This window comes from Streptomyces sp. NPDC004629 (assembly GCF_042873595.1).
GTDB lineage: Bacteria > Actinomycetota > Actinomycetes > Streptomycetales > Streptomycetaceae > Streptomyces.
Genome location: NZ_JBIALO010000014.1, coordinates 216,496 through 234,196, shown reverse-complemented (window position 1 = coordinate 234,196; position 17,701 = coordinate 216,496). Strand labels below are relative to the sequence as shown.

Annotated in this window: 15 protein-coding genes and 1 pseudogene; 4 read left to right on the top strand and 12 right to left on the bottom strand. The window is 72.3% G+C overall.

Going from position 1 to position 17,701, the window contains the following annotated elements; genetic code table 11:
• Nucleotides 1-91: 91 nt before the first annotated feature.
• The 4 genes from ACFYTE_RS23125 to ACFYTE_RS23110 are packed head-to-tail and all read right to left on the bottom strand — an operon-like array spanning nt 92 to nt 6,015.
• A complete protein-coding gene (locus ACFYTE_RS23125; RefSeq protein WP_388713420.1) occupies nt 92-1,933 on the bottom strand; it encodes a biotin carboxylase N-terminal domain-containing protein in 1,842 nt (613 codons plus the stop codon).
• 10 nt (nt 1,934-1,943) lie between these two features.
• The gene (locus ACFYTE_RS23120; RefSeq protein ID WP_388713417.1) at nt 1,944-3,542 is read right to left on the bottom strand and encodes an acyl-CoA carboxylase subunit beta; all 1,599 of its coding nucleotides are present in this window, start codon (nt 3,540-3,542) and stop codon (nt 1,944-1,946) included.
• Nucleotides 3,539-5,215 carry an acyclic terpene utilization AtuA family protein gene (locus ACFYTE_RS23115; RefSeq protein ID WP_388713414.1) on the bottom strand — a complete coding sequence of 559 codons (1,677 nt, stop codon included), beginning with the start codon at nt 5,213-5,215 and terminating at the stop codon, nt 3,539-3,541. Before ACFYTE_RS23115 ends, ACFYTE_RS23120 begins: the two co-directional genes overlap by 4 nt.
• Nucleotides 5,212-6,015: a TIGR03084 family metal-binding protein gene (locus ACFYTE_RS23110; RefSeq protein ID WP_388713411.1), complete on the bottom strand. Its 804-nt coding sequence runs from the start codon at nt 6,013-6,015 to the stop codon at nt 5,212-5,214. Before ACFYTE_RS23110 ends, ACFYTE_RS23115 begins: the two co-directional genes overlap by 4 nt.
• A gap of 120 nt (nt 6,016-6,135) precedes the next feature.
• Here ACFYTE_RS23110 and ACFYTE_RS23105 point away from each other — a divergent pair.
• Nucleotides 6,136-6,240, top strand: a pseudogene (locus ACFYTE_RS23105) (XRE family transcriptional regulator); the annotation flags it as partial.
• 61 nt (nt 6,241-6,301) lie between these two features.
• Here ACFYTE_RS23105 and ACFYTE_RS23100 read toward each other — a convergent pair.
• The 5 genes from ACFYTE_RS23100 to ACFYTE_RS23080 all read right to left on the bottom strand — a co-directional run bounded on the left by ACFYTE_RS23100 (nt 6,302) and on the right by ACFYTE_RS23080 (nt 10,196).
• Nucleotides 6,302-7,141 (bottom strand): GNAT family N-acetyltransferase, encoded by an 840-nt coding sequence (locus tag ACFYTE_RS23100; RefSeq protein WP_388713408.1) that lies wholly within the window; start codon nt 7,139-7,141, stop codon nt 6,302-6,304.
• A 132-nt stretch (nt 7,142-7,273) separates the two neighbouring features.
• Nucleotides 7,274-7,474, bottom strand: coding sequence for a hypothetical protein (locus tag ACFYTE_RS23095; protein WP_351739175.1), 201 nt, complete (start codon nt 7,472-7,474; stop codon nt 7,274-7,276).
• Between the two features lie 2 nt (nt 7,475-7,476).
• Nucleotides 7,477-8,595: a radical SAM protein gene (locus ACFYTE_RS23090; RefSeq protein ID WP_388713405.1), complete on the bottom strand. Its 1,119-nt coding sequence runs from the start codon at nt 8,593-8,595 to the stop codon at nt 7,477-7,479.
• Nucleotides 8,596-8,728: 133 nt separating this feature from the next.
• A complete protein-coding gene (locus ACFYTE_RS23085) occupies nt 8,729-9,325 on the bottom strand; it encodes a hypothetical protein (protein ID WP_388713402.1) in 597 nt (198 codons plus the stop codon).
• Between the two features lie 409 nt (nt 9,326-9,734).
• The gene (locus ACFYTE_RS23080) at nt 9,735-10,196 is read right to left on the bottom strand and encodes an ATP-binding protein (RefSeq protein ID WP_388713400.1); all 462 of its coding nucleotides are present in this window, start codon (nt 10,194-10,196) and stop codon (nt 9,735-9,737) included.
• A gap of 235 nt (nt 10,197-10,431) precedes the next feature.
• Here ACFYTE_RS23080 and ACFYTE_RS23075 point away from each other — a divergent pair, with 235 nt between their 5' ends.
• The 3 genes from ACFYTE_RS23075 (at nt 10,432) to ACFYTE_RS23065 (ending at nt 12,568) form a co-directional block, all read left to right on the top strand.
• Nucleotides 10,432-11,709, top strand: a complete 1,278-nt coding sequence (locus ACFYTE_RS23075; protein WP_388713397.1) for an XRE family transcriptional regulator — start codon at nt 10,432-10,434, stop codon at nt 11,707-11,709.
• Nucleotides 11,706-12,245: a GNAT family N-acetyltransferase gene (locus tag ACFYTE_RS23070; RefSeq protein ID WP_388713394.1), complete on the top strand. Its 540-nt coding sequence runs from the start codon at nt 11,706-11,708 to the stop codon at nt 12,243-12,245. Before ACFYTE_RS23075 ends, ACFYTE_RS23070 begins: the two co-directional genes overlap by 4 nt.
• A gap of 104 nt (nt 12,246-12,349) precedes the next feature.
• Complete coding sequence (locus tag ACFYTE_RS23065; protein ID WP_388713391.1) at nt 12,350-12,568, top strand: hypothetical protein; 219 nt, start codon at nt 12,350-12,352, stop codon at nt 12,566-12,568.
• A 239-nt stretch (nt 12,569-12,807) separates the two neighbouring features.
• On the opposite strand, the gene ACFYTE_RS23060 is transcribed toward ACFYTE_RS23065, so the two are convergent.
• From ACFYTE_RS23060 to ACFYTE_RS23050, 3 genes are all read right to left on the bottom strand, one after another.
• On the bottom strand, nt 12,808-13,740 hold the full coding sequence (locus tag ACFYTE_RS23060) for a DMT family transporter (RefSeq protein ID WP_388713389.1): 933 nt from the start codon (nt 13,738-13,740) through the stop codon (nt 12,808-12,810).
• Between the two features lie 146 nt (nt 13,741-13,886).
• Nucleotides 13,887-14,642 carry a metallophosphoesterase family protein gene (locus ACFYTE_RS23055; RefSeq protein ID WP_388713386.1) on the bottom strand — a complete coding sequence of 252 codons (756 nt, stop codon included), beginning with the start codon at nt 14,640-14,642 and terminating at the stop codon, nt 13,887-13,889.
• A complete protein-coding gene (locus tag ACFYTE_RS23050; RefSeq protein WP_388713384.1) occupies nt 14,632-17,529 on the bottom strand; it encodes an FAD-binding and (Fe-S)-binding domain-containing protein in 2,898 nt (965 codons plus the stop codon). Before ACFYTE_RS23050 ends, ACFYTE_RS23055 begins: the two co-directional genes overlap by 11 nt.
• Nucleotides 17,530-17,701: the final 172 nt, after the last annotated feature.

Sequence of the window (17,701 nt, the reverse complement as noted above, 5' to 3'; positions counted from 1 at the left end):
TCGTTTGTCCACACACCAACCGATGATCACGCGGTGGCCGTACCCGTTCCCAGCCGGGGCCGCCGCAAGATCGCGAAACCAGACTGGAGTACTAGGCGGGTTCGACCACCGCCAGCACCGTGCCTGGCTCCACCTGCTGTCCCGGTCTGGCGTGCAGGGCGCTGACGGTGCCCGTGCCGGGGGCCGAGATCCGGTGCTGCATCTTCATCGCCTCCAGCCAGATCAGGGGCTGGCCCGCCTGTACCTGGGCGCCCTCCGTCAGGCCCTCGGCGATACGGACGACCGTGCCCGGCATCGGGGCCAGCAGGGAGCCGGGGGCCACCTGGGCCGTCGGCTCCGGGAAACGGGGCAGGGCCGTAAGAGTGCTGGCGTTGACGTGAACCTGGTCGCCGTAGCGGGCGATCCCGAAGCGCCGCTGTACGCCGTCCACTTCGAGTACGACCGTTTCCGCGTCGGCGTGGACGACCCGTACGCCGTCGGCTGCGAGGCCCCGGCGGGTGTGCCGGTAGCGGACCTCGTGTTCCTCACCGGCCATCAGGTAGCGCTTGGTCTGCGGCTGCGAGGGCAGGTTGCGCCAGCCGCCGAACCGGGAGCGGCCGTGCGCGTCGGCGAGTGCGGCGGCCAGCGGGGCGTACGGGTCGGGGGCCGGGGCGGTGAGGTCCGCGAGGTGGCGGTCGTAGAAGCCGGTGTCCATGCGGACCGCCGTGAACTCCGGGTGCCGCAGGGACCGTACGAGCAGGTCGCGGTTGGTGACCGGGCCGTGCACGGCCGCCCGTTCCAGGGCGCCGGACAGTCGGCGGATCGCCTCCGCGCGCGTGGTGGCGTGCGCGACGGCCTTGGCGATCATCGGGTCGTAGTGGACGCCGATGGCGTCGCCGTCGGCGTAGCCGGTGTCGAGGCGGATGCCGTCCGGTACGGCCAGACGGTGCAGGGTGCCGGTCTGCGGGACCCAGTCGCGGGCCGGGTCCTCGGCGTACAGGCGGGCCTCGATCGCATGCCCACGCGCGCGTGGCGGACGGTGGGCCAGGGCGTGGCCCTCGGCGACGCGGATCTGCTCGGCCACCAGGTCGATGCCGAACACTGCCTCCGTGACGGGGTGTTCGACCTGAAGGCGGGTGTTCATCTCCAGGAAGTGGGCCTTGGGGCCGGCGACCAGGAACTCGACGGTGCCGGCGCCCACGTATGCGACGCGGCGTGCGGCGCGCTCGGCCAGCGCGTACAGCTCGTCGGTGAGGGCCGGCTCCAGGCCGGGCGCCGGGGCCTCCTCGATCACTTTCTGGTGGCGGCGCTGGAGCGAGCAGTCGCGGGTGCCGAGCGTCCACACCGTGCCGTGCGCGTCGGCGAGGATCTGCACCTCGACATGGCGGCCGTCCTCGATGTACGGCTCGACGAAGACCTCGCCGTCCCCGAACGCGCTCGCCGCCTCGGCCCGCGCGGCCTCCAAGGCGGCGTCCAGCTGGTGCAGGCCGCGCACGATCCGCATGCCGCGGCCCCCGCCGCCCGCCGCCGCCTTCACCAGCACCGGCAGATCGGCCGCGGTGATCTCGCGCAGCGGCACGAGGCCCATCAGCTCCTTGGCGCGCGTCTTGGAAGCCATCGTCTCGATCGCCTCCGGCGGCGGCCCGATCCAGACCAGGCCCGCGTCCAGGACGGCGCGCGCGAAACCGGCGTTCTCGGCCAGGAAGCCGTACCCGGGGTGCACGGCGCCCGCGCCGGCGGCCACGGCGGCCTTCACGATCAGGTCGCCCCGCAGATACGTCTCGGCGGGCGCCGCGCCCGCAAGGCGTACCGCGGTGTCGGCCACGCGCGCGTGCAGGGCGTTCTCGTCGGCGTCCGAGTGCACGGCGACCGTCCGGATGCCCAGGTCGCGGCAGGTGCGGAAGATCCGGCAGGCGATCTCGCCCCGGTTGGCCACAAGGACAGAAGTGATCACGGCTGGTCCCTCACATCCGGAAGACGCCGAAGCCGCCCCGCGCACCCTGGTAGGGCGCGGTGTGCAGGGCGGACAGGCACAGGCCGAGGACGGTACGGGTGTCGCGCGGGTCGATGACGCCGTCGTCGTACAGCCGCCCGGACAGGAACATCGGCAGCGACTCGGCCTCGATCTGCTGCTCCACCATGGCGCGCAGCGCCGCGTCGCCGTCCTCGTCGTACGGCTGCCCCTTGGCGGCGGCCGACTGGCGGGCCACGATCGACAGCACCCCGGCGAGCTGCTGCGGGCCCATGACGGCCGACTTGGCGCTGGGCCAGGCGAACAGAAACCGCGGGTCGTAGGCGCGTCCGCACATGCCGTAGTGCCCGGCGCCGTAGGAGGCGCCCATGAGGACCGACAGGTGCGGCACCGTGGAGTTGCTGACCGCGTTGATCATCATCGCGCCGTGCTTGATGATGCCGCCCTGCTCGTACTCCCTGCCGACCATGTAACCGGTGGTGTTGTGCAGGAACAGCAGCGGGATGTCGCGCTGGTTGGCGAGCTGGATGAACTGGGCGGCCTTCTGCGACTCCGCGCTGAACAGCACACCCTGCGCGTTGGCGAGGATGCCCAGCGGATAGCCGTGCAGAGCGGCCCAGCCGGTCGTCAGGCTCGTCCCGTACAGCGGTTTGAACTCGTCGAAGTCGGAGCCGTCGACGATCCGGGCGATCACCTCGCGCGGGTCGAAGGGGGTCCTCAGATCGCCCGGGACGATGCCGAGCAGGTCCTCCGGGTCGTACTTCGGCGGCTCGGCCGGGCCCGGATCGGGGTACGCCTTGCGGTGGTTGAGGCGGGCCACCACACGCCGCGCCTGCCGCAGGGCATCCCGTTCGTCCACGGCGAAGTGGTCGGCGAGCCCCGACACGCGCGCGTGCATCTCCGCGCCGCCCAGGGACTCGTCGTCGCTCTCCTCCCCGGTGGCCATCTTCACCAGCGGCGGACCGCCGAGGAACACCTTCGCCCGCTCCTTGACCATGATCACGTGGTCGGACATGCCGGGGATGTAGGCGCCGCCGGCGGTGGAGTTCCCGAAGACGACGGCAACGGTGGGGATTCCGGCGGCGGACAGCCGGGTCAGGTCCCGGAAGACGGCGCCACCGGGGATGAAGATCTCCTTCTGCGAGGGCAGATCGGCGCCGCCCGACTCCACCAGGCTGATGCAGGGCAGCCGGTTGGTCAGCGCGATGTCGTTGGCGCGCAGCGCCTTCTTCAGGCTCCACGGGTTGCTGGCGCCGCCGCGCACGGTCGGGTCGTTCGCGGTGATCAGGCACTCGACGCCTTCGACCACCCCGATGCCGGTGACCAGGGACGCGCCGACGGTGTGGTCACTGCCCCAGGCGGCCAGCGGCGACAGCTCCAGGAACGGCGTGTCCGGGTCCAGCAGCAGCTCGATGCGCTCGCGGGCGAGCAGCTTGCCGCGCCGCCGGTGCCGCTCGACGTACTTCGGACCGCCGCCCGCGAGGGCCTTCGCGTGCTCGGCGTCCAGCTCGGCGAGTTTCGCGAGCATGGCCTCGCGGTTCGCCCGGTGGTCGGCGCCGCGCACGTCGACGGCGGAGAAAAGGACCGTCATAGCAGAGCCTCCGGGATGTCCAGGTGGCGGGAGCGCAGCCATTCACCGAGGGCTTTGGCCTGCGGGTCGAAACGGTGCTGGGCGGCGACGCCCGCGCCGAGGATGCCCTCCACGGTGAAGTTGAGGGCGCGCAGACCGGGCAGGACGTGACGGGTCACGGTCAGCGGCCGGCTCTCGGGTATCAGTTGCTGGAATCTGTCGGCGGTCAGCTCGTGCACGAGCCACCGCCAGGCGTCGTCGGTACGGACCCAGACGCCGACGTTGGCGTTCCCGCCCTTGTCGCCGCTGCGGGCCCCGGCGACCAGCCCCAGCGGGGCCCGGCGGGTCGGCCCGGCGGGCGGCGGAACCGGCAGATCCGGCTCCGGTACGGCGTCGAGCACCTGGGTGTCCTGGGGGCCCGGCACGGGGATACGGCGCCCATCGTGGAGGACCGCCACATGGTCGACGGCACCATGGGGGACGTACATATCCTCGAAGACCCCATAAGGGGTGCCCTTCCCCGGGGGCGCGAGCACATGGAAGCCGGGGTAACTGGCCAGCGCCAGCTCTACGGCGGCACCGCTGAGCGCCCGCCCGACGACCCCCTGATCACCGTCCCTGACGACGAGCCGCAGCAGCGCGCTCGCTCTCTCCTCGGTGTCCGCGTCGGCCCGGTCGGTGCGGACCAGATCCCACCGCACCTGCGCGGGCGGGGACTTGGCGAGCGCGTCGGCCATCTGCTCCCGCACCAGCGCCGCCTTGGCCTCGATGTCGAGCCCGGTCAGCACGAAGACGACCTCGTTGCGGAAGCCGCCGAGCCGGTTGAGGCCGACCTTCAGGGCCGGCGGCGGAGCCTCCCCGCGTACGCCCTCGACGCGCACCCGGTCGGGTCCGTCCTGGGTGAGCCGTACGGTGTCAAGCCGCGCGGTGACATCGGGCCCCGCGTACCGGGCACCGCCCGTCTCGTACAGCAACTGGGCCGTGACCGTGCCGACGTCGACGAAGCCGCCGGTGCCGGGGTGCTTGGTGATGACGGCGGTGCCGTCCTCGTGGACCTCGGCGAGCGGGAAGCCGGGACGGCGGACATCGCCCTCGGCGAAGAAGGCGTAGTTGCCGCCGGTGGCCTGCGCCCCGCACTCCAGCACATGTCCGGCGACCACGGCACCCGCGAGCCGGTGGTACTCCCTGGGCGCCCAGCCGAAGTGCGCGGCGGCCGGCCCGGTGACCAGCGCCGCGTCGGTCACCCGCCCGGTGACCACGATGTCGGCACCGGCCCGCAGACACTTCGCGATGCCGAAGCCGCCCAGATAGGCGTGAGCGGTCAGGCCCGGGTGGGCGGCGGTCAGGTCGTCGCCCGCCACGTGCGCGACGCTCACCGGGACACCGAGCCGGTCCGCCAACGCCCGTACGGCATCGGCGAGTCCGGCGGGATTGAGGCCGCCGGCGTTGGTCACGATCCGGACGGACCGCTCGTGCGCGAGCCCGAGGCAGTCCTCCAGTTGCCGCAGGAAGGTACGCGCGTACCCGGCATCCCGGTCCTTCAGCCGGTCCCTGGCCAGGATCAGCATCGTCAGTTCGGCGAGGTAGTCACCGGTCAGGACGTCCAGTTCGCCGCCGGTGAGCATCTCGCGCATCGCGTCGAACCGGTCGCCGTAGAAACCGGAGGCGTTGCCTATGCGCAGCGGTTCGGTCACGACCGCTCCCCCCGCCCGCCCCTGGGCCCCCGCCCGGCGCCCGGCGGCCCCGCGAACGCCTGCGCGATGTCCAGCCAGCGGTCGGCGTCGGCGCCCACCGCACACACCGCGAGGTCGGCCCGGTGGGCACGCTGGGTGACCAGCAGGCAGAAGTCGAGCGCGGGCCCCGTGACGCGCTGCGCGGCGTCCTCGGAGCCGTACGCCCAGACCTCGCCGGACGGGCCGACGACCTCCACCCGGAACTCCTCGGCGGGTGCGGGCAACCCATGGGCACCGAAGGCGAAGTCCCGGGCCCGCACACCGATGCGGACCACATGCTTCAGCCGGTTGGTGGGGGTGCGGACCACACCCAGGGCGTCGGCCACGTCCTGGCCGTGGGCCCAGGTCTCCATGAGTCGGCCGGTGGCCATGGATGCCGCCGACATGGGCGGGCCGTACCAGGGGAAACGCGCGCCGACGGGCGCGGCACGCAGGGCCCGGTCGAGCGCGGCCCGCCCCTCACGCCACCGCGCCAACAGCGCATCGGGCGCCAGCCGGGCCCCGTCCGCCGCGCCCTCGTCGACGAATGTCTCCGGTGCCGCGAGGGCCTTCTCCGCCAGCTTCTGGAACGCGTCCGCGTCGGTGACCGCGAGCAGCGCGGAACGGTCGGTCCAGGCGAGGTGGGCGATCTGGTGGGCGACGGTCCAGCCGGGCGCGGGGGTGGCGAGCGCCCAGCCTGTCGGCTCCAACTCCCCTACCAGCCAGTCCAGTTCGCGGCTCTCTGCACGCAGGTCGGCGAGGACGGGCATGGGGTCGGCCATGCGGAGGAGCATGACAGCGCCCCCAGAAACAATCAAGCACGCTTGCATGAATCGGTTTTCCACAACGCCGCTCCCCGTGCGCTTGCGTATCGCTACTCTCGGTGACAGGAGGTGGTCGGCATGCGAAGCCGCGAACTGGACCCCAGCGCATCGCCGTTGGACTACTACGGCCGTCAGCTGCGCCGGGCACGGGAGACGGCGGGACTCACGCTGGCACAGCTAGGCGAATCCGCCCCACAACCGGCAGCCACCGGAAAGGGTGAGCGCGTGCAAGGGGCGAACGACCTCAGGCATCCCGCTGGCTGACGAACCCCAACGACGCCAGCCCCTCCGCCGCACACAGCCGGTCGGAAGCCCCTCCCACCTCGGTCTGCAGAAGCTGGTACTCGGCACTGTGCTGATGACCCCAATGCATCGCCGCACGCCACAGGGCGCGACCGTAGCCGTGGCCGCGGTACTGGGGCAGCACGCCGAAGTACTGGGGCAGCAGGCGCGCGGCTCCGCCGACATCCGCCATGGTCTCCATGGGACCGATGGCGCCGACCACGCGGCCGTCGTGGAGGACGGTGAGGACCGGGCCCACGGTCCCGGCCCGCATCTGCTCGTGGAGAAACGCAAACCCGTCCGCGGCCATCTGCTCGGCGAACTCCGTGAACCCGGCGCCCTCGTGCAGTTGTTTGTCCTCGTGCACCGACACGCCCGGAGCCTGTCCGGGCCCCTCGGCGAAGTCCTTGAGCTGGACACGGGTCCCCACGCCCTGGGCGTACGCCTCAGGCTGCTCCGGGCCCAGGAACCACACCACTCTGGCCTTGGCGGCGCCGTGGACGGCAGCGAGCTTGCGGGCCAGGTCGGCGCCGGCGGACAGGCCGTCAGGGGCCGCCCCGTACACGTAAACCTTGACAACGCCGGCGCCGCGCTCGGCGAGCGTGGGCACGAGGGTCTGGTGCCGGCCGTGCTCGATGGCGCCGACCAGGACGCGCTCCGCCTTGCGTTCGGACCAGCGGCGGTCCTTGTCGTACGGGAGGAACCGGCCGGTCCCCGCGATCTCCACAACGGCCTCGAACAGCTCGGGCAGCGGGTCACCCGGGCGGACGGGGCCGAGGGTCGGCACGTACGGCACGGGCATCACAGGCTCAATCCAGTCCCAGTGAAAGCACATGCACGCACGCTACTCATCGTGCACGCACGCCGCAGGCCCCGACCCGAGTTGGCGTCAGGACCTGCGCGTTCACGACCGGATCAGGTGCAGATCAGGCCGCTAGTGCGGGTTGTCGTCGCCAGCGGCGCACGAGCACTTCGCGCTGTCCATCACGGTGTCCATGTCGGCGACCGGGGTGATCCGGGTCACCGGCACGGCCGGTGCCAGGACCGGCCGCGTGAAGTACGGCCGACCGTCCTGGGCGGGCCCGTCGCCCGGGAGCGGGCGACGCGGCGAGATCTCAACTGCTACAGCGGTCATCTTCACCCTGCTTTCTTCTGTCCGTGCTGGCAGTAAGCCGCCAGCGGGGCCTTCGCCTCCTGGTAGTGCTTGGCCAGGGGCCTGCACACGCGGCAGGAACCGGACAGGGCGCATCCCGAGCACCCTCCGGTGCGAAGCATCAGGCGGTCCGCGATCGCGCCCAGCCGGGCAAGGCCCTGGATTCCCTCATGGGGCAGGCTGATCTGGTCATCGCGGCCGATCTTGCAGATGGACACCAGACCGTGCGGGTCCATGTGGAAGAAGGTGTGTCCGGCGTTGCAGCCGGTGAACGTTTTGCGGAGCCGCAGATGCTCCTTGGACTGCGCGGTGAGCACTTCGCCGCCGCCATAGATCGTCGGCGTCATGTTCGTAAACACCTCGTACTCGACGCCCCACGAATTGCACAGGTCCACCATGGCCTGCTCCTCGTGGCCGCTGTCCTCGGTGACGACGACGCTCATACGCAGCGGCAGGCGGGCGTGGCGGGCGGCGTTCATGCCCTGCACGAACTGGTCCCACGCTCCCTCGCGCTGCGTCAGCTCGTCATAGCTCGCTTTGGTCGCGCCGTACATGGACACCGTGACGCGGTACGGCGGGCACTCCTTGAAGAGGTCCAAGAGGTTCCTCCGCCACAGCAGGGAACCGTTCGTGGAGACGGTGATCATCATGCCGAGTTCCCAGGCGTACCGGTACGCGCGCATGAAGTCACGGTCGATGGTCGGCTCGCCGCCGGTGACCTGGAGGAAGAGCACCCCGGCCTCGGCCATGACGTCCAGGCAGCGCCGCTTGTCCTCCCACGACATCCCGGAGTTGACCTTGAGCCCCAGGTAACAGTGCTTGCACTTGTAGTTGCAGCCCAGGTTGACCTCCCAACTCGCCTTGCCGTACCCCCAGGTGGAGGGCTGGCGGACGAGCAGGAAGTCACCGGTGGGCCGGCCGGTCACGTCCACGTCTTCCCACTGCTCGCGGACGGCGTCGGCGAGCCAGGCCGGGGCGGGTTCCGCGGCGTCAAGGGCGCGCAGCTCCTCGTACCGCTCTCCCGGCAGCAGGGCGCCGCCACGGCTCCCCGGCCGTACGAGCACATGCTGCTCCAGGAACGGGCTGGCGATCAGGGAATGCATGCAGGCTCCAAGAGGGTCGTCCGCCCTTGCCGGGGGCGGGAGTCTGAGGAGAGGAAGGAAGTGGTGAGCAGCCGATGCATCGAACGTTCCTCAGCGATGCGGGATGAGTGCGTGCGGTGAGAAGCGCCCGCCGTCAGACGACCGTCGCCAGTGCTGCGACTCGGGCGAACTCCTCCTCCAGGCGGTCGCGTCCGAGGACCGCGAACTCCCGGTCCAGGTCCGCCGGTGTCACCCCGCGCAGCTCCACCATCGTGCGAGCGGCCCGGACCCAGGGGGCCCACTCCGACCCGTACTTCACCTGCTCCATGTGGCACCCGGGGATGGGCTGGAGCGTCACGGGATGGTGAAGGGGGCCGACCACTCCCCACGCGGGTACACGCCTTGCCCATGCCGCCACGAAGCGTCCACCGCGCAGGGCACGGCAGAGCTGGATGGAGATCCCGGCGCAGGGCACGCACACCGGCGGGCTGGTGGTCCGTTCCCCTTCGCGGATCGGGCCGACGCTGTCCCGGAGGAGAAACAGGTGGGGGCCGTGCGGGTCGGGCGGCATGCGGGAGCAGACCTGGCACATCATGTTCAGCATCGCCCGACGCTGCCGGTACGGGTGGACGTTCCGCAGCTGCGGGCTACCCCGGCGCCGCTTGGGCCGCAGGGCGTACCGCGCCCACAGCACACCGAAACTGTCCCGGTCGTACGGGGTTTCATCCGCGTACGCGATCCCCGGGGCCACGCGGCGGCGGACGATCGGACACGACAGGAGCCGTTCCTCACTCCATCCGGCGATGTACGGGACAACACCTGGCGGTGCCGGAGGCAACACGATCGAGAACCTTCCTATGTCGAAACGAGAGTGGCGGGCCCGCCGGCCCCCGCAGGGGAGAGTCGGGAGCGGGAAGCCGGCAGGCACCTGGGGGGCTCCCGTCGCTCCCTGGGGCGCGAGCGACCGGAGCCGGTCATGAGGTCAGCGGCCGATACCGGCCACAAGGGCACCCATCAGGACGGCCAGGACCAACGCGTAGAAGAACTGGCCCTTCGGACTGTCCGGCCTCACACGCATCGCCACCGTCCGTCCTGAGCAGCCGCGGCTGAAGCGAGGTAGGACTCCACAAGCACGCCTGCCGGTATCGCCTTGAGGGCGGTCATGCCGTGCCCACCTCCGCCCACACGCTCTTGCCCCAGGTGTAGGGAATGACCCCCCAGGTGCTGGAGAGTCCGTCGACCAGGAGCAGGCCGCGGCCCGTCTCGGCAAGTGGGTCCGCGAGCTGGATGCGCGGCAGCTCCCGGCTCTTGTCCGTGACGGCCAGACGCACCCGGTCGCGGGCGATGCGCGCCACGGTGATTCTCACGACCGCGCCACGGGCGTGCCGGACGGCGTTGCTCACCAGTTCCGTGGCCACCAGTGTGGCGTCATCGGCAAGCTGTGGAAGGTGCCACACGGCCAGCACCATTGCCACCATGGCTCGGGCATCCTCGGCGGCCTGCTCGTCGCGTAGGAGTACCCCGCTGTAGGCCGGATCTCCGGTGACCGAGGCGACCGGCCGCCAGGACGGTCGCGGCCGCTCCTCGCTCGCTGTGGTCTTCTGCGCGGCTGCTCTGGACATCGTCACGCCTTGCCTCTGGGGTGAGTTGGGGCAGCCCCGTCCTCCCCTCGCGGTGCTCGGGGCCGGGCCGGGCCATCAGGCCACCGCGCACATGCGGCGGGCGGCTGACGTCCAGACAACTCCTGATGACAGTTGGCCGGTTAGGGCAATGCGCCAGGGATTCAGCCTCGTTCCCTAGGGGGACTTGACTTGCCGTTTGCATGACGGACCGGGGTTGCAGCGCTACGGTGCGCTCATGGACACCACGCGCAACACGGTCCTTGAGGCGTGGATGAAGGAGCACGGCCACAGCGCCAACAGCCTGGCCGAGGCGGTCAATACGGCCGCCGAGCAGTTGACCGGCCGGACCGGCGGCCACGACGGCTCATCCGTCCGTGCCTGGAAATCCGGCCGTATCCGATGGCCGAATGCGGTGACACGCAAGGCCCTTGAACTCGTCACGGGCCTACCCGCCACCGAATTAGGGTTCGTGCCACGGGGCCGGGCTCAGTCCACCCCCGCCCCCCAGCAGGAGGACCCCGACATGAAGCGCCGTACCCTCGTCGGCGGCATCGCTGTGGCCGCCGCCGCTGCAGCCGCGCCCGGCACCGCCCCCCGCCGCATCGGCATGAGCGACGTCGACCGCCTACAGCAGCGATTCGCCGAGATCATCGCCAGCGACCACCGCCACGGTGGACAACTCAGCATCGAGCAGCGCGCCGCCGCGCTCGCCGACGAAGCGCTGAACCTCCAGAACTCCGGCGCGGCGACCCAGCGCGTCCGCAGCCACCTGTACGCCTGCGCAGCTTCCTTCCGCTCCTCGGCGATGTGGGCGGCGATCGACGGCCGCCGCTACGACGACGCCCAGCGGCACATGCGAGAGGCCCAGGCCCTCGCCGAGATGTCCGGCGACCAGGCGATCAAGTTCCGCATCTGGAGCCACGCCGGCACCATGTACCGCCACATGGGCCGCCCTGCTGACGCCCTGGCAGCCAACGACGTGGCCCGGAACCTGAACATCACGCGCCGCGATCCCATGTTCGCCTCCCTCGGCCTGGCCCGACAGGCGGCCATCCACGGCGTCGCCCAGGACCGCACCGGCACCCGCCGCGCGTTCGACCAGGCCCAGGACGCCATGGACCGCGCCGACCCGCACGCCGTCCGGCCGGTATGGCTCATCGCCTTCTACGACCAGGCGGAGCTGCACTCCCTGGCGCTGTCCGCCTACCTCACCCTGGGCGACTACCCGACGGCGGAGTCCCACGGCCACCGCTGTCTGGCCAGCCTGCGACCCCACATGGTCAGGTCCCGTGCCATCACCACGACCCGGCTCGCACACGCTCAACTCCACCAAGGCGACGCTGACGCCGCCACCACCGCGGCCATGCAGGTACCCGCCACTGCCGCTACCCAACACGCCCGCGTATCCCGCATGCTGCAAGAATTCGGGGCCGCGCTCCGGGCCAAGGCGCCCGGCAGCCCCACCGTGCAGACCTGGACCGAGCACACGGCCGCCTGGAGGACCAGCGCATGACCACAGCACCCGTTGTCGAACTCCGTACGTTCACCACGCTTGAGGATGTCCGCGGCGACCTGCTGGACGTCTACGCCGAGGTCCGCGCGCCCCTGCTGCACCTGCCGAACTACGCCGTCACCTCATTCGGCGAGCGTCTGGACCGCCATGGCGGCGAGCCGGGATTCGTCGCCGTCCTCGCGTACGCGGACGACCAGCCGGTCGGATACGCCTACGCCAACACCATCAAGCACGGGGACCGATATTGGCAGCGCACCACCCCGCCGCCAGCGGACCAGTACACCGAACGCCCGGCCCTGGCCATCAAGGAGATCGGCGTACGGCCGTCCTGGCGCAAGACCGGCACCGCCCGTCGCATCCATGACGCCCTCCTGGCCACCCGAGAAGAGCCGTACGTGACGCTCATGGTCAACGCGGCGGCTGGTGACGGCAAGGTGCACGCCCTCTACCAGTCGTGGGGTTACCAGGACATCGGGCACAGCCAGCCCTCGCCTGCCTCCCCACTCCTCACCGTGATGATCCGCGCCACCCGCTGACCAACCCCACCACGGCGGCCCCCTCACCGAAACGGGCCGCCGCTCTGCACCTGCGGCCCTCACTTGGCGGCACCCCCTGCGAAGTTGGCACGGCCCAGAGGTGGATGGCGGCGCTCTCGGACGGCGTCGGCGCGGTGCGGGCGGCGGGATTCGGGCGGCTCTCGGACGTCCGTACCGCCCGTGTTTACCGCCACCTGTCGCGCCCGGCGTACCACGGCGCGCAGCTCGCCGGGCAGATCCGGGAACGGATCGAGGACTTCAACCGGGTTTCCCCACCGCATCAGATCGGCCCGCACGTCGGGCTGCTCGCTCTCGAAGCGTGATCACAGGGAGGCCAGGATCTTGGCCTCCTTCTCCGGGGCGATCCCGTACTCTGCCCACCTCGGGTGGTCCACGGGACGCCCGTCCCGGGCAAGCAACGCCCACGTGCCCCGGGTCGTCTCAAGGATCGGCCTGCACCGCGGGGAAGTGCCGCCCCGGATCGGCAGCCCATCCCGCTGTCGGTGACGTCCCGTCCCGCCTGGGCCGGCTTCCTGGCTCACGCCACGCAGTAACCCGCCGGTCAGGTCGATTTCCTGCCGCGGCCCACCTGGGTGCGGACCGCGCCCATGCTGGCCGCGATGACCAGGGCGATGGCCAGGGACTGTGTCACGGTCAGGGACTGGCCGAGGATCAGGAAGCCCGCGGTGGCGGCGATGGCCGGTTCCAGGCTCATCAGGACGGCGAAGGTGGAGGCGGGCAGGCGGCGCAGGGCGAGGAGTTCGAGGGTGTAGGGCAGGACGGAGGAGAGCACCGCCACCGCCGAGCCCAGCGCGACGGTGGTCGGGTTCAGGAGCCTGCTGCCCGACTCGGCGATGCCCAGCGGCAGGAACACCAGCGCCGCCACCCCCATGGCCAGCGCGAGCCCGTCGGCCTGCGGGAAGCGGCGGCCCGTGCGGGCGCTGAAGACGATGTAGGTGGCCCACATGGCCCCCGCCCCGAGCGCGAAGGCGACACCCAGCGGGTCGAGGTCGGTGAAGCCCCCGCCACCCAGCAGGAAGACCCCGGCCAGTGCGAGGGCCGCCCAGACGGCGTTGATCGCCCGGCGGGAGGCCAGCACCGACAGCGCCAGCGGGCCCAGCACCTCCAGGGTGACCGCGGCGCCCAGCGGGATGCGGTCGGCCGCCTGGTAGAACAGGCCGTTCATCGCGGCCATCGTGATGCCGAAGACGATCACGGTGCTCCAGTCGGTGCGCGAGTGGCCGCGCAGCCGGGGCCGGCACACCACGAGCAGGACCACGGCCGCCGCGAGCAGCCGCAGCGTCACCACGCCGAAGGCGCCGGCGCGCGGCATCAGGGTCACGGCGAGCGCCGCGCCGAACTGAACCGAGATGCCACCGGAGAGGACGAGTCCGAGCGCCCCGAACCGGCGCGGTGCCGCGCCCTGCGCGGGTGTGGTCCCGGGCGGGGCGGTGGTCGAGGCGGTGGTCGGTGTGGCGGCGCTGCGGGTGGTCACGGGCGGTCCAGGGGATCGATCAGGAGGTGTTCATCATGGTGTACTTTCGAGTCCAGAGTAGTTGACTCCCGTCAGGTGTGTGAACCCGGTATGCCACTGTCCTGGATGCCGAGACGAGCCGAGTACGGCTAAGTCCGCCGGCGGCCTCAGCGCCGCCCGTCACGCGGCCCGAACTGCTCCAGCACCTCGGTGTCCGTGGCCCGCGCGTGCAGGAAGTAGTCGGCCCATGCGGCGATGTCCGGGTAGGCGCACTCGGCGACCAGGCGGGCGACGGCGGCCGGGATGTCGTACGGCGTGACACGCAGGTCGGCACCGGGGCCGAGCAGGCACCAGTGGGCGCCGGGCCGGCCGTAGGGCATGCCGACGCTGCCCGGGTTGACGACGAGGCGGCCGTGGGCCAGGCGGACGTAGGGCATATGGGTGTGGCCGCAGACGACGGTGCGGACGGCGGGATCGAGGCCGGTGAAGACCTCCGCCCAGCGCTCGGCGCGGGAGTCGACGAGCACGACCTCCTCGTCGTCGCGGGGCGTGGCGTGGCAGAACAGGACCGGGCCGAGGCCGGTGACGTCGAGGGTCAGGGACGTGGGCAGGCCGGCCAGCAGGTCGACCTGGTCGGCGCGCAGGGCTTCGGCCGCGAACGGGGCGATGGGATCGGGGATGTCGTCGCGTTCGCCGCGCCGGAACTCCACCAGTTCGCGGTCCGCGTTTCCCGAGATCCACAGGACCCGCTCGCCCTGCGCCCGCAGCAGGTCGATCACCTCGGCGGGCTGCGGACCGGCCGCGAGATCACCGGTGAGCACGATGCGGTCGGCGGCGGCCACGTCGGGCTCGGCGAGTACGGCCTCCAGGGCGGGGAGCACGCCGTGGACGTCCGAGAGCACGGCGATGCGGTCACACGGCATGCGCTCGCCTTTCCCCCGCGTCGCCGTCGTCGTCCAGGGCCGCGGCCAGCACCTCCGCCAGGTGCCGCCCCCTGACCCCGGCCAGCTGCGCCAGCTGGGTGCGGCAGGAGAAACCGTCCGCCAGGATCACCGTGTCCTCGGCTGCCTGGCGTACGGAGGGCAGGAGGCGTTCCTCCGCGCAGGCCACGGACACCTGGTAGTGCCCCTTCTCGAAGCCGAAGTTGCCCGCCAGACCGCAGCAGCCGCCGCTGAGGTCGCCGGTCAGGCCCGCGGCCTCGCGCAGCCGCCGCTCGGCCGCGTCGCCGAGGACCGCGTGCTGGTGGCAGTGGGTCTGGCCGGCCACGGGCCGGTCCACCGCGGGCGGGGTCCAGTCGGGCGCGTACCGCTCCAGCGCCTCGGCGAAGGTGACGACCGCCGCCGCCAGGCGGGCCGCGCGCGGGTCGTCGTGGAGCAGTTCGGGCAGGTCGGTGCGGAGGGTGGCGGCACAGCTGGGTTCCAGGACGACGACGGGCACCGCGGCCCGCAGCACCGGTTCCATCAGGTCGAGGGTGCGGCGCAGCACCGCGCGGGCCCCGTCGAGCTGGCCCGTGGAGATGTAGGTCAGCCCGCAGCAGACCCGGCCCCGGCCCCGGAGGATCGCGAGCGGGTTCACGGTGGCCGACCTGCCTCCGCCGACCGGGGGCGCCGCCAGGTGCAGGGTCGGCGGGAGGGCCACGCGGAGTCCGGCGGCCTCCAGCACGCGTACGGCCGCCCGGCCCACCGCGGGCGAGAAGTGCTCGGTGAAGGTGTCCGGCCACAGCACGACGAGGTCACCGCCGTCCGCCGGGGCCTGCTCGTGCCGCCGCCACCAGCGGCCGAACGGCTGTCCGGCCAGCCGCGGCAGGTCCCGCTCGGGCGCGATCCCGGCCGCCCGCTTCGCCAGGCGCGCGAGAGGCCGTACGGCGGCGAGCGCGTTGGCCGCAGGCGCCATGTGGGTGCGCGCCACCCAGCACAGCCACATGGGTAGCCGGCCCATGGTGTAGTGGGCCGCCGGGCGGCGCCGACCGGCGTAGTGGTGGTGCAGGAACTCGGCCTTGTAGGTGGCCATGTCGACCTCGACCGGGCAGTCGGAGCGGCAGCCCTTGCAGGACAGGCACAGGTCCAGCGCGTCCCGGACCTCGGTCGAGCGCCAGCCGTCCGTGACCAGTTCGCCGGCCAGCATCTCGTGCAGCAGCCGGGCACGCCCGCGCGTGGAGTGCGCCTCCTCGCCCGTCGCCCGGAAGGAGGGGCACATGACGGAGGCGCCGGCCGCCGTCGTCGTACGGCACTTGGCGACGCCAACGCAGCGGCGGACGGCCGCGGAGAAGTCGCCGCCGTCGCCGGGGTAGCCGAAGGCGACGGGGACGGGTTCGCGGGGCAGGGCGGAGAAGCGGAGGTTCGCGTCGAGGGGAGCGGGACGGACCAGCATGCCGGGGTTGAGCAGGCCGTCGGGGTCCCATACGGCCTTGGCCCGCTCGAAGAGGCCGACGAGCCGCGTGCCGTACATCTTCGGGAGCAGTTCGGCCCGCGCCTGCCCGTCGCCGTGCTCCCCGGACAGCGATCCGCCGTGCGCCACGACCAGGTCGGCGATCTGTTCGGAGAAGCGCCGGAAGCGGCCGATGCCGGCCTCGGTCAGCAGATCGAAGTCGATGCGGACGTGGATGCAGCCGTCACCGAAGTGCCCGTAGGGCGTGCCGCGCAGCCCGTGCGCGACCAGCAGAGCCCGGAAGTCCCGCAGGTAGGCGCCGAGCCGGGCGGGCGGTACCGCGCAGTCCTCCCAGCCGGGCCAGGCCTCCCTGCCGTCCGGCATCCGGGTCGCGGTGCCGCTCGCGTCCTCCCGCACCCGCCACAGGGCCCGCTGGGCGCCGGGGTCGGTGACGACGAGCGCGTCGACGGCGTCGGCCGCGCGGACGATCTCCTCGGCACGCGCGCATGCCTGCGCCGCCGACTCCCCGCCGGTCTCCACGAACAGCCAGGCCCCGCCCCGGGGCAGCCCGGCAGGCGACGGCACCAGGTCGGCCGCCATGCCCTCCACGGTGAGCGGCCTGTGCGGCAGCAGACCGGCGGCGGCGTCGGCCGCGGCGCTCTCGTCGGGGTAGCCGAGCACCGCCAGGGCACGCGCGCGTGGGTCCTCGACGAGCCGTACGACCGCCTGGGTCAGCACGGCCAGCGTGCCCTCCGAGCCGCACAAGGAGCGGGCGACGTCGGCGCCGCGCTCGGGCAGCAGCGCGTCCAGCGCGTACCCGGAGATACGGCGGGGCAGCTCGGGAAAACCGGTGCGCAGCAGCGCCAACTCGCCCTCCACCAGGGCGCGCAGCCCCTGCGGGGCGCCCGCCCAGTCCGGTCCCGGCCGCAGCCGCTCCCCGCGCGCGGTGCACACGTCCAGTTCCCGGACGTTGTCCGCGGTGGTGCCCCAGGCCACCGAGTGCGCGCCGCAGGAGTTGTTGCCGATCATCCCGCCGAGCGTGCACCGGCCGTGGGTGGACGGGTCGGGTCCGAAGCGCAGGCCGTGCGGCGCCGCGGCCTCCTGGAGCCGGTCGAGGACCAGGCCGGGCTGGACGACGGCGGTGCGGGTGCCGGGGTCGATGTCGAGGACCCGGTTCATGTGGCGGGTGAAGTCCAGCACCACGCCGGTGCCGGTCGCCTGCCCCGCGATCGAGGTACCGCCGCCGCGGGCCACCACCGGCACCCCGCGCGCCCGGCACACGTCGAGGACGGCGGCGACGTCGTCGGCGTCCCGCGGGGCCACCACCCCGAGCGGGATCCGCCGGTAGTTGGACGCGTCCATGGTCGTCAACGCCCGGGACGTGACGTCGAAGGCGACCTCACCCCGGACGGCCCCACGCAGCTCGGCCGCAAGATCCGTCATACGCCCAGCAAACCAGCCGGCCGGCGAGTACCGCAGCCCCCGGAACGCATGCGCGCCCCCACACATGGGGCACCGGGGCCTACGCGCACGAGGGCCGCGGCCTGCGCGCGGGCGACGCGCACGGCAGCCAGTGCCTTCGCACAAGAACGCTGAGCCCTGCCCTCGGCAGCCG